We start from the raw sequence: 11,854 nt of genomic DNA, 5'->3' as shown, positions 1-11,854 counted from the left end.
CGGCGGGCACGGCGAGCCAGCCCGCCGCCGTGCGGCTCCTACGACTTGGTCGAGCCGTCGCAGAGGATGGTGGCCGGACCGAAGCTGCACGTGGTCCCGCAGGCGTAGACCTCGTTGGCGACGATGCTGTCGGTGAAGGCGTCCAGGGCTTCCTGGTCCTGCTGCGCGACGCCGGCGGGGATGTCGGTGGCGGCGACGCCGAAGGCCGCGGGGTCGGCCAGCACGGCGCTGCGGAACTCGTCGTCGACGGCGGCCTGGTGCAGAATCATGGTGGTGGACATACGTTCCTCCTGAACGGTGACGCGGTACGGATCACGGGATCTTGTGCGGGACCAGCTTCATCCCGATCTGTTCTTCTACGGTCTTCAGCTCCGCGAGTGCGGCGGTCATGTTGTCGTTATCGCTCTGCCAGTCGGCGACCTCCTTCAGCGCCGGGGACGGACTGCCGTGGAACCAGAGGGATTCGAGCCACGCCTTGACGGTGTGGGGGTGCACGTCCGGCACGGGTTCGACGCGGTGGAGCAGGTGCTCCTCGTTGAGCGCGAGCGCGAGCTGGAGGACTTCGCGCAGCCTGCCGTCGGGCGGCAGCAGTGAGCACAGGACCATCAGGCCCTGGATCTGGCGGATCGTGTCGACGCCCTCATAAAGGGTCGGGGGCTTTACGCTCATCGACGGCCTTCCTCGCTGGGTAGTCTCGGCGGGCACGCAGGCCGGTCATGGCTCGCCCTACGCCGTTTACTCCGCTCCGTGCACGACAAATATAATTCGGCACGGCTTTCACTCGGCTTTCTTAGCGCTTGCACATCGCCGCAATTGACGAAGTTCATCCCAATGGGATATCCGTCACCCGATTTCCGCGGATTTCCCCAAACGTCCATTTCTGTGGGCCACTAGGCCGCCCGACCCCATCAGGCCGGGGTCGCCGCGCAGGATGGCCATGTGCAGCGACCGGAGCTGCTCGCTGGGGTCCATGCCCATCTCGTCGCGCAGGCGCCCGCTGACATCGCGGAACGCCTCCAGCGCCTCCACCCGGCGCCCGCAGCGGTACAGCGAGAGGATGAGCTGGTGCCAGAAGCGCTCGTGGAAGGGGTAGCGGCGGATCAGCACCCGCAGCTCCCCCACCAGTTCGTCGTGGCGCCCACGCGCGAGGTCGAGCTCGTGGCAGCGTTCACGCGCGCGCAGCCACTCCTCGGTGATCCGCGGGACCACATCGCGGTGCAGCGACACCGAGCGCACGTCGGGCAGCACGGGGCCGCGCCACAGCGACAGCGCCTCGACCAGCGCGGCGGCTTCGGCGCTGTCGTCGCATGCCGCCGCGGCGGCGTGCGACGACGCGATGTGGGCGCGGAAGCGCAGCAGGTCGAGGCTGCCGGCATCGGCGTCGATCGCGTACCCGGCCGCGGAGCTGTGGATCAACCCGGAGAGGCCTTGCTCGTGGCGACCCAGGGTCGTGCGCAGCCGGGTCAGGCAGGTGTGCAGCGCGGCCCGCGGGCTGTCGGGGAGGGCGTCGTCCCACAACAGGCCGACCAGGTCCGCCATCGGGACGACTTCATTGGGGCTCAGCAGCAGCGAGGCCAGCAGCGTCCGCTGCTTGCCCGCCGGGATGCGGACCGCCCGCGCACCGCAGACGACCTCCAGCGGACCCAGGACACGGAAGACCACACCTTGAGCCAATACCGTTTCTCCATCCCCGTGACGCGGGCGCACCGCAACGAACCCGCAAAGAACGTGACCACAATCGACTTTCGGTCTCGGCGATACCCCGCACACCAGGAGCCGCAGGTGAATTTTAGCCCGTAGGCGCCGCGCACATTTTTGAATTCACAGCCATCCCGTTTTTCGATAAAAGGACGGCGCCCCTCATATTCCCCACCGTCGGCCACATGGGGCGATCCACGACCAATCGGAAACGGCCGTGGCCCGGCGCCGGAATTCCGGCGCCGGGCCACGGCCGCGTGCTCGGGTGGAGCGACGAGAGGGCGGTTGCGCCCCGTGGATCAGATGTGCACCACCGGCTCCGCCGACCCGTCGCGGGCGGCCGGCTTCATGAAGCAGGCCAGGACGGCCGCGGCCGCCATGACCGCCGCGGCGATCCCGAACGCGAGGTGGATGCCGTCGACGAAGGCGAGGTGGCTGGCCCGGGTGATGGCCTCGGCGACCTCGGCGGTCGCGGACTCGGGGACGACCGCCCCGCCCTGCGAGACCGCGCTCTGCATCGAGGCGACATCGTCGGCGCCCGGCTCCGCCAGCCCCTGGTCGGTGAAGTGGCCGGGCAGCGTGCCGACGATGGTCAGCGACAGCATCGCGCCCAGGACCGCGGTACCGATCGAGCCGCCGAGCTGCATGGCGGCCTGCTGCATCCCCGCCGCGACGCCGGCCAGGGAGACCGGCGCGCTGGTGAGGATGGCGGCGGTCGCCCCGGTCATCACCAGGCTCAGCCCCAGGCCGAGCAGCAGGAACGCCACCGAGGTGAAGACGACCCCGGTGCCGAAGTCCAGCCGCGACAGCATGAACAGGGCCACGGCGGCGAAGACGAGGCCGGCCACGGTGGGCACGCGGGTGCCGAAGCGGTCCATGATCCGCCCGGCGGGGGTGCCGAAGAGGCCGATCATCAGGGTCAGCGGCAGCAGCTGGACGCCGGTCTGCATGGGGGTCAGCCCGCGGACGCCCTGGAGGTAGAAGGTCACGAAGAACAGCGACCCCATCAGCCCGAGCGCGGTCAGGAGCATGAGCACCGTGCCGATGGAGATGGTGGGCAGCCGGAAGATGCCCATGGGCAGCAGCGGGTGGGCCGCCCGCAGCTCCCAGAGCACGAACGCGACCCCGATGACCAGCGCCGCACCCAGCACCCCGAGGGTCTCGGCGTGCGCCCAGCCCACGACCGGCCCCTCGACCAGCGCCCAGACGAGGGCGAAGATGGCGGCGCTGAGGAGCAGCACGCCGGGCAGGTCGAATCTGGAGTCGGGGTCGGTGGGGCGGTTGGCGCCGATCAGCCACATGGCGGTGGCCAGCGCGACGATCCCGACGGGCAGGTTGATCAGGAATGCGGAGTGCCAGCCGAACGCCGAGACCAGGACCCCGCCCACGATGGGCCCGGCGGCCATGGCGGCGCCCAGCAGGCTGCCGAACACGCCGAAGGCGCGGCCGAGCATGTGCGGCGGGAAGTTGGAGCGCAGCAGGCCCATGGCGGCGGGGGTGATGGTGGCGCCGAACACCCCCTGGAGGATGCGCAGGCCGACCAGGACGGCCACGGTGCCCGACAGGGCGATCGCCACAGAGGTGACGGTGAACCCCACGACGCCGATCATGTAGACGTTGCGGTGGCCGAAGCGGTCGCCGAGCTTGCCGGCAGTGATCAGGAACACCGCGAGGCCGAGCAGGTAGCCGTGGGTGACCCACTGGAGCTCGGCGAGCGATGCGTTGAGGTCGGCGCCGATGGCCGGGTTGGCCACGGCCACGATCGTGCCGTCGAGCGCGACCATCATCACGCCGAAGGCGATGGCCACGAGCGTGCCCCACGGCCCGCCGCGGAATCGTGCCTTCGGCGGCGCCTCTGGCGCGGCCGTGACGGTATCGGTCATGGGTCCCCCTGGTCGGCGTGCACGGCGGGCGCGCCGGCTCGGCACCGCCCGAAACAGATTATGTCAGCCACTGACAAGTGGCAATGACTGACTAGTTTTGTCATGGATGGGTATCATCCCGGAAACACGAACGAGTGGGGGTGCGATGACCAGCATCGACGAGGGTGACGACAATTCCAGCGACAATTCCGCCCACACCCCTCTGAAGTGAGCGTGATCACCATGGAGGCCACCGACGGCGGACTGCGCGAGCTCAAGAAGGCCCGCACCCGCGAGGCGCTGGTCGACGCGGCCCTGCGGCTGTTCGCCGAGCAGGGGTTCGGCGCCACGACCACCGAGGAGATCGCCGCGGCCGCCGATGTGTCACAGCGGACCCTGTTCCGCTACTTCCCCACCAAGGAGGACATCATCCTGGACGTCCAGGATGAGACCGAGGAGACGTTCCGGCTCAAGCTCGCGGACCGGCCCACGGCCGAACACCCCGTGGACTCGCTGCTCGCCGCCCTCACCGCCACCTGGTCCGAGCTCGACCCCCAGTCGCTCAACGCCCACCTGCGGATCATGCGCCTCGCCGACGAATCACCGAAGCTGCTCGCCGCGCACCTCCAGCGCTCCGCCGTGAACCTGAACCTCCTCGCCTCGCTGATCGCCCACCGCACCGGCACCGACACCGCCGATGACCCGCGTCCGGAACTGGTCGCCGCGGCGTTCGGCTCGGCCGTGCACGTGGGCATCATCCGCTGCTGCCGCTCCGGCGACGGCGGGGTCGACGCCCTCATCGCATCGGTCAACCACTGCCTCGTACAGCTCATTCCCGCGCTGACCGAGCCGTGGGACACAGTCCGCCCGGCAGAGGCCTGCGCTTCGCCGCGGCCGCTCGGCCCGGCACCACCGGCGGACGGCCCAGGGACGCCGGCCTGACCCGGGCCGCGCCCGCCCATGCTCGCACCCGGCGCCGACCCGCCGCCAGTGGTTTTCCGCGCCGTTCATCACGGCGTCATCGCAGGTCAGGGCGGATACGCCGGCCTCTTCACGGACGGCCCGCACGTCGAAGCCAGGGTGTGAACCAGGACACGTCCGGCCACCCGGCCGGCGCGCGCGACACACGGTCGCACAACGTTGCTCTTACCGAACTCTTAGCGGCGGAGCGTAGGGTCCACACCACCACCGGCCTTCCGCCCTACGAGGTTCCCCGTGTCCCACAGCGCCACCACCACCGCCACCGCCGTATCCGAGCGCGCAGCGGCGGACGTGCTCATCGTCGACGACGAACCCAACATCCTGGAGCTGCTGACCGCCTCGCTCACGCTCAGCGGGTTCGCGGCCCGGGGCGCGGCCGACGCCGACTCCGCGCTGGCCGCCGTGCACGCGGCCGTGCCCGACATCGCCGTACTCGATGTCTCCCTGCCCGGCCGCGACGGCTTCGCGGTCGCGCGCGAGCTGCGCACGGTCGCCCCCCGCCTGCCGGTGCTGTTCCTGACCGCCCGCAACTCCGTCGAGGACCGGCTCACCGGCCTGCGCGCCGGAGCCGACGACTACGTCGCCAAGCCGTTCAGCCTCCAGGAGGTCGTCCTGCGGATCCACGCGATCCTGCGCCGGACCGGCACCGGCCGCCCCGACGACGGCGAGGACGGCCGCCACCGCTACGCCGACCTGGAACTGGACGAGGACCGCCACGAGGTGCGGCGCGCGGGCAGGGTCATCAGGCTCTCCCCCACCGAGTTCGACCTGCTGCGCTACCTGATGATCAACGCGGGCAAGGTCGTCAGCAAGGCGCAGATCCTGCAACGCGTGTGGGGGGTCGACGGCGGCGACGGCCGCGTGGTGGAGTCCTACATCAGCTACCTGCGGCGCAAGATCGACACCGCGGGCACCCCCCTCATCCAGACCGTCTGGGGCATCGGCTACTCACTGCGGCTGCCCGCGCCGGGGACGCGGGGCTGACCGGAGTGGGCGCGCTCCGCCTCGGGCCGCGCGGGCTGCGCGGCCGGCTCGTCCTGACCGTGCTCTGCCTGACCGCGGCGTGCCTGACCGCCTTCGGCGTCACGGGCGTGGCGCTGCTGGAGCGCTCTCTCATGGCCGACGTCGACCACCGGCTCGGCGGCCTCGCACGCGCCACCGCCGCCGGCCCCGCACCGGGGGACCTGCCCGACATCCCGATCTCGCCGCCGCCGCTCCCCACCGACCTGCGCGTGCTGGAGATCAGCCCCGCAGGCCGGGTCGCCTGGTCCGTCGGGCAGACCACCGACGACGCCGACCGCCCCGACATCTCGGGGCTGAGCGCCGCCGAACTGGCCGGCCGCGCCGGAACCCCCTTCACCCTGCCGGGCACCGACGGCGGAGCCGACTGGCGGGTGCTCACCGTGCGCGCCTCCGACGGATCCACGCGCATGGTGGCCGATTCGCTGGCCGAGACCGAGCGCACGCTGAACCGGCTGATCGCCATCGAGGCCGGCATCGGGGCGGTCCTGCTGGTGGTGCTGGGCGTCGGCGCGGTGACCATCGTCCGGCTCCAGCTGCGCCCGCTGACCCGCATCGAGGGCACCGCCCAGGCCATCGCCGCCGGACGGCTCGACGAGCGGGTCCCCTACGACGACCCCGGGACCGAGACCGGGCGGCTGGGCCGCGCCCTCAACACCATGCTCGGCACGCTGGCCGACTCCCTGTCCGAGCGCGCCCGCACCGCCGAGCAGATGCGCCGGTTCGTCGCCGACGCCTCCCACGAGCTGCGGACCCCGCTCTCCTCCATCCGCGGCTTCGCCGAGCTGTACCGGCAGAGCCGGGACCAGGGCCGGGTCCAGGGCGGGCCCGAGATCGACCACTGGATGGAACGGATCGAGTCGGAAGCGGGCCGCATGGGCGGCCTCGTCGACGACCTGCTGGTGCTGGCCCGCTTCGACGAGCGGCCGCCCCTGGAGCCCGACGACGTCGACCTCGCCGCCCTCGCCCGGGACGCGGTGGGCGACGCACGGGCGCGCGCCCCGGGCGCCCCCATCTCGCTCGACGCCCCGGAGCCGGTGCGCGTGGTCGGCGACGAGCGGCGGCTGCGCCAGGTGCTGGTCAACCTCATCGGCAACGCCCTCACCCACACCCCCGAGGGCACCCCCGTGCGGGTGGAGGTCGGCCATGGCACGGTCCCGGCCCCGCTCGCGGAGGGCGCGGTCGGCGTGGGTGCGCTGCCCGCCGGGGTGGCCTCGACCGCGGTCGTGCGCGTCCGAGACGACGGCCCCGGGATCGCGCCGGACGACGCGCCCCACGTCTTCGACCGCTTCTACCGGCCCGGGGGCGACCGCTCCCGCGACCGCGGCGGGGCCGGGCTCGGCCTGGCCATCGTGGCGGCGATCGTCACCGCGCACGACGGACGCGTCGTGCTCGGCGGTGCCGATGCGGGGAATCAGGGAACGACGTTTACAGTAGTGCTCCCGCTGGGGTGAGGACGGCGCCCCAGCGGGGCCACCCCGCCCGGTCAGAAGTGCGTGAGATTCCGGGGCGGGCCGTCCCTGCCGTCCTCGGGCAGGTCGGGCACTGCCGACGCCGCCAGCCCGGACACCGCGCCCAGCGCCCATTCCAGGGGCCCCCGGCCGAACACCGGGCGCCACAGGGAGGCGAAGACGACCGCACCGAGGACGAACGCCTCCAGCCGGAACGGGGCGATGTCGGTGAACGACATACCGAGCACGGCGATCACCACGATGTGGCCGCAGTAGACGGTGAGCGACATCGAGCCGGCGGCGGCCAGCGGGGCGAGCAACCACCCGGTGGCGTCGGCGAGCACCAGGCACGCCACCAGCGCCAGCAGCGCGCAGCCGGTGGCCCCGGCGATCTCCAGGGTGGTCCCGCTGTGGGGCGAGGCGACGGCCAGCCACCACGGGGAGTCGACGGGGACCTGGCCGTGCAGGTCGTTGACCTGCTCGGCCATCCACTGCCGGAGGGATTCGCGCAGCGCGGGGTCGAGCGCACCGGGGTCGGTGCCGGCGGGGACGACCTGGGGCTGGCTGAGCAGCAGCAGGTCGAGCACCCCGAAGGTGTTCAGCAGCAGCCACGACCCGCCGTAGCCGGCGGCCGCCAGCAGGGCGCCGGCGCCGGCCAGCCGCGCGCGCACCCGGCCCGACCGCAGGTCGAGGCGGCCCACGGCGAGCCCGGCGAGGACGAACGCCATGAACGTGAGCGCCGGGTAGTAGCCGGTCAGGAAGAAGTCGCCGAACCCGCCGATCGAGGTCGGCCGGAACGGCGCGCTCTCGCCCATGGCGCTGCGGATGACGAACGACACCTGCGGGCCGAGCAGCCCCACGGCCGCCGCTGTGGCCATGAGCGCGGGCGCGCGCAGCCGGAGCAGCGGCAGCGCGAGCAGGAAGAAGCCGCCGTAGTAGGTGAGGATGATGGCGATCGGGGCGTCGAGCGCGTCGAGCACCCCGCCGAGCAGGGCCAGCACCAGCGCGCGCACCAGGATGCGCACGCGGGCGCGCTGGAGCGGGGTGCCCGTGAGGGGCACGGACCGCCCGGTGGTCAGCGCCAGCGCGACGCCCGCGAGGAACGCGAACAGCGCCGAGGAGCGGCCCCGGGTCAGCTGGTAGAACGCCTCGGCGGCGTCGTCGCCGAACAGGCCGAACACGCCGATCGCGCCCACGCCCAGGTGGGCGGTGAACATGCCGAACAGGGCGAGGGCGCGGGCGACGTCGACCCCGGCGAGGCGGGCGGGCCGGGGGTCGGCGGTCACAGCGGCGGGGGTATCAGGGGTCTGCTGATCCACGCCGCCCACACTAGGTGGTGTTGAGATGGTTTGTCCCCTGTCGTTCGTCCCGACGACAGGCCGCCTGCTCAGCCGGCGGATCGCCCCTGTTCGGCGGCGAGCCGGCTGAAGTAGTCCAGGGCGCCCGGGTTGGCCAGCGAGTCGCGGCTCGCGACGCGGGAGGGCTCCTCGCCCATCAGGATCCGCTTGACCGGCACCTCCAGGACCTTGCCGGAGAGGGTGCGCGGCACCTCGGCGATGGCGCGCACGGCGTCGGGAACGTGCCGCGGGGAGCAGTCCTCGCGGATGCGGCGGGCCAGCCGCCGGGTCAGGTCGTCGTCCAGGGCGGCGCCGTCGCGCACCACTACGAACAGCTCGATACGGGAGCCGCCCTCAGGCTGGGGGACGTCCACGACCAGCGCGTCGACGACCTCGTCCAGCGCGAACACGGCGCGGTAGATCTCGCTGGTGCCCATGCGCACCCCGCCGCGGTTGATGGTGGAGTCGGAGCGCCCGTAGATGATCGCGGTGCCGCGCTCGGTGATCTCGATCCAGTCGCCGTGGCGCCACACGCCCGGGTACACGGAGAAGTAGCTGTCGCGCAGCCGCTCACCGCCCGGGTCGCCCCAGAAGCGCAGCGGCATGGACGGCGCGGGCCGGGTGACCACGAGTTCGCCGACCTCTCCGACGACCTCGTTGCCGTCGGGGTCCCAGGCGGCGACCGCCATGCCCAGGCAGGGTGCCTGGATCTCGCCCTCGTGGACCGGGAGCGTGGGCACGCCGCCGACCAGGCAGGAGCAGATGTCGGTGCCCCCGCTGGTGGAGAACAGCCACAGGCGGTCGCCGAACTCCCGGTAGCACCACTCGAAGCCCTCGGGGCTGAGGGGGGAGCCGGTGGAGCCGATGGCGTGCAGCCGCGACAGGTCCCGGCCCTGGGCGGGGTGCACGTCCTCCTTCATGCAGGACGTCAGATACCCGGCGCTGGTGCCGAAGACGGTCACCCCGGCGCGCTCGGCGAGGTCCCACAGCGTCCCGAGGTCGGGGTGGCCGGGGTTGCCGTCGAACAGGACGATGGAGGCGTCGGTCAGCAACACGCTGACCAGGAAGTTCCACATCATCCAGCCGGTGGTGGTGAACCAGAACACCCGGTCGTCGCTCTGGGCGTCCAGGTGCAGGTTCAGGTTCTTCAGCTGCTCCAGCAGAATCCCGCCGTGGCCGTGCACGATCGCCTTGGGCAGGCCGGTCGTCCCGGAGGAGTAGAGCACCCACAGCGGGTGGTCGAAGGGCAGCGGTGCGAAGGCGAGTTCGGTGCCCTCGCCGGCCGCTTCGAACTCCTCCCAGGACAGTGCGCCCTCGACCGGGCCGGCCGCGCCGAGGTAGGGCAGCACGACGGTGTGCTCCAGCGTGGGCAGCTCCTCGCGGAGCCGGACGATCACGCCCGTTCGGTCGAAGTCCTTGCCGCCGTAGCGGTAGCCGTCGACGGCGAGCAGCACCTTCGGCTCGATCTGGGAGAAGCGGTCGATGACGCTGCGCACCCCGAAGTCGGGCGAGCACGAGGACCACACCGCGCCGATCGACGCGCAGGCCAGGAAGGCCGCGACGGTCTCGGCGACGTTGGGCAGGTAGCCCACCACCCGGTCGCCGGGGCCCACGCCCAGGTGGCGCAGGCCGGTGGCGATGGCGGCGGTGCGGCGGCGCAGCTCGCCCCAGGTCCACTCACCCAGGACGCGCAGCTCGGAGGCGTGCCGGATGGCGACGGTGTCGTCGTCCTTGCCGGCGAAGAGGTGCCGCGCGTAGTTCACGGTCGCGCCCGGGAACCAGCGCGCCCCCGGCATCGAGTCATCGGCGAGCACGGTCTCGTAGGGGGTGTCGGAGCGCACCCCGTAGTAGTCCCAGATACCCGACCAGAAGGCGTCGAGGTCGGTCACCGACCAGCGCCACAGCGCGTGGTAGTCGTCGGCGGCCGCCGCGGGCGCACCCTTGTGCTCGCCCGCCCACCGCGCGAACGCGGTGACCCCGGCGCGCTCCCGCCGCTCGGCGCCGGGTTCCCAGAGCACCGGTGGCTGTGTCCGCTCCGACATTCTCGCGCCTCCTGTTCTCCGGCACTGCGCGCACACGCGGATGGACGCCGTGCCGGTGCGGGTGTGACGACAATCATCTAACAACACGCGTCCCGGCGGCGGCTCGGCCGGGGGTGGACCTGTTGCCCGCTCAGCCTGCGGGGGAGTGGCGATGCCCTCTCCCTCAACCTGCGTCCGGGTGGCCGGGCCCGGCCCTGAGCGTGTCGCCCGCGATCGGCCGGTTCCGGAGCCCCTGCGGGTAATCTGCGAGCTGGGGAAGGCCCGCCAGGGCGGCGACGCCCGAGAGCGAGAGGCGGACGGGACCGTGCGCAGACCGGATGTCAGCAGGCGGACACAGCTGCTGGGCGCCGCCGCCATCGTGCTCGCCGTGGTCTGCGCCGTCGTTCTCGCCGTGCCCGCCACGCGCGGCGGGGTGCTCGACGCCTGGTGCCGGACCACGGGCACCGGCTGCCCCGGCTCCCCCGGCCCGGGGGCCCCGCGGCCCGGGGAACCCGACTGGCGGCTGCGGCTCGACCCCGAAGCCGCCGCCACCTGGGGCCACTACGCCGCGCTGGGCGACTCCTACTCTTCGGGCGACGGCGCCGACGACTACGTCGCCGAGACCGCGGTCACCGGCGGGTGCTGGCGGTCGGCCAACGCCTACCCCGAGACGGTCGCCGCGGCCTACGACTTCGCGGGCCGGCTGGGGTTCTACGCGTGCAGCAGCCAGCGGGGCCACGCCATGCTCGACGAACTGGGCTCCACCGACTCCCAGATCGACCGGGTGACCGCGCACACCTCGCTGGTCACCATCGGTATCGGCGGCAACGACCTCGGCTTCACCTCGGTGCTGCGCACCTGCATGGTGCGGCTGCCCCTGGTCGACACCACCGCGTGCAAGGACCAGGAGTCCGACATCGAGCGCCGCATGCGGCTGTTCGAGGCCACCTTCGCCGACCTCGTCGACGAGATCCGCGAGCGCGCCCCCGATGCCCGCATGCTGGTGGTGGGCTACCCGCGGCTGTTCCCGTCCGATCCCGACGGCATGTACTACACGCTCAACGCCAACGACCAGGAGTGGCTCAACGACACCCTGGAACGGTTCAACGGGCAGGTGGCCGAGGCCGTCGCCGAGGCCGACACCGAGATCGGCGACGAGGGGCAGGTGGGCAGCGTCGAGTACGTCGACGTGTTCACCGCGCTCAACGGGCACGAGGTCGGCACCGACGAGGCCTGGCTCAACGGCGTCCTGCTGCGCGACCTCACCAGCGGGATCTCGATCGACCGGAGCACCTTCCACCCCACCTCTGCGGGGCAGGACGCGCTCGCGGAGCGCGTCCGGGCGCAGATCGACGCCGGGCCCGGCCGCCCGCTCTACGCCACCCGCTCCACCGTCGACAACGCGAGCCCCGACGTCCTCGCCGCCGAGGCCGACTGACGCCGCCGGACCGGGGGAAACGGAAGCGCCCCGGGCGGCGGGAGGC

At 72.4% G+C, this 11,854-nt stretch carries 10 protein-coding genes; 4 read left to right on the top strand and 6 right to left on the bottom strand.

The annotated features are described in order from the left end of the window. Nucleotides 1-38: 38 nt before the first annotated feature. The 4 genes from ACFOVU_RS05590 to ACFOVU_RS05575 all read right to left on the bottom strand — a co-directional run bounded on the left by ACFOVU_RS05590 (nucleotide 39) and on the right by ACFOVU_RS05575 (nucleotide 3,581). Nucleotides 39-281, bottom strand: coding sequence for a cinnamycin family lantibiotic (locus ACFOVU_RS05590; protein ID WP_378530430.1), 243 nt, complete (start codon nucleotides 279-281; stop codon nucleotides 39-41). Nucleotides 282-312: 31 nt separating this feature from the next. Next, nucleotides 313-669, bottom strand: coding sequence for a DurN family substrate-assisted peptide maturase (locus tag ACFOVU_RS05585; RefSeq protein ID WP_378530428.1), 357 nt, complete (start codon nucleotides 667-669; stop codon nucleotides 313-315). Nucleotides 670-843: 174 nt separating this feature from the next. Continuing rightward, nucleotides 844-1,674 (bottom strand): AfsR/SARP family transcriptional regulator, encoded by an 831-nt coding sequence (locus tag ACFOVU_RS05580; RefSeq protein WP_378530426.1) that lies wholly within the window; start codon nucleotides 1,672-1,674, stop codon nucleotides 844-846. A 323-nt stretch (nucleotides 1,675-1,997) separates the two neighbouring features. Next, entirely contained in the window at nucleotides 1,998-3,581 is a 1,584-nt protein-coding gene (locus ACFOVU_RS05575; protein ID WP_378530424.1) for an MFS transporter, read from the bottom strand. Between the two features lie 207 nt (nucleotides 3,582-3,788). On the opposite strand from ACFOVU_RS05575, the gene ACFOVU_RS05570 reads away from it, so the two are divergent. From ACFOVU_RS05570 to ACFOVU_RS05560, 3 genes are all read left to right on the top strand, one after another. Beyond that, a complete protein-coding gene (locus ACFOVU_RS05570; RefSeq protein WP_378530422.1) occupies nucleotides 3,789-4,502 on the top strand; it encodes a TetR/AcrR family transcriptional regulator in 714 nt (237 codons plus the stop codon). Between the two features lie 273 nt (nucleotides 4,503-4,775). After that, entirely contained in the window at nucleotides 4,776-5,525 is a 750-nt protein-coding gene (locus ACFOVU_RS05565) for a response regulator transcription factor (protein ID WP_378530420.1), read from the top strand. Between the two features lie 5 nt (nucleotides 5,526-5,530). Continuing rightward, nucleotides 5,531-7,015 (top strand): sensor histidine kinase, encoded by a 1,485-nt coding sequence (locus ACFOVU_RS05560; protein WP_378530418.1) that lies wholly within the window; start codon nucleotides 5,531-5,533, stop codon nucleotides 7,013-7,015. Nucleotides 7,016-7,047: 32 nt separating this feature from the next. Here the strand turns inward: ACFOVU_RS05560 and ACFOVU_RS05555 are convergent, their stop codons facing one another. Together ACFOVU_RS05555 and ACFOVU_RS05550 are read right to left on the bottom strand one after the other, a co-directional pair. Next, nucleotides 7,048-8,331, bottom strand: a complete 1,284-nt coding sequence (locus ACFOVU_RS05555; protein ID WP_378530416.1) for a heparan-alpha-glucosaminide N-acetyltransferase domain-containing protein — start codon at nucleotides 8,329-8,331, stop codon at nucleotides 7,048-7,050. 68 nt (nucleotides 8,332-8,399) lie between these two features. Beyond that, the gene (locus tag ACFOVU_RS05550) at nucleotides 8,400-10,391 is read right to left on the bottom strand and encodes an acetoacetate--CoA ligase (RefSeq protein WP_378530414.1); all 1,992 of its coding nucleotides are present in this window, start codon (nucleotides 10,389-10,391) and stop codon (nucleotides 8,400-8,402) included. A 304-nt stretch (nucleotides 10,392-10,695) separates the two neighbouring features. Here ACFOVU_RS05550 and ACFOVU_RS05545 point away from each other — a divergent pair, with 304 nt between their 5' ends. Then, on the top strand, nucleotides 10,696-11,808 hold the full coding sequence (locus tag ACFOVU_RS05545; RefSeq protein WP_378530412.1) for an SGNH/GDSL hydrolase family protein: 1,113 nt from the start codon (nucleotides 10,696-10,698) through the stop codon (nucleotides 11,806-11,808). The last annotated feature ends 46 nt before the right edge of the window (nucleotides 11,809-11,854 follow it).

The organism is Nocardiopsis sediminis (genome assembly GCF_042650565.1).
Lineage (GTDB): Bacteria > Actinomycetota > Actinomycetes > Streptosporangiales > Streptosporangiaceae > Nocardiopsis_B > Nocardiopsis_B sediminis.
Note: the sequence above shows the minus strand (reverse complement) of the source record. Positions and strands in the feature narration are given on the sequence as shown.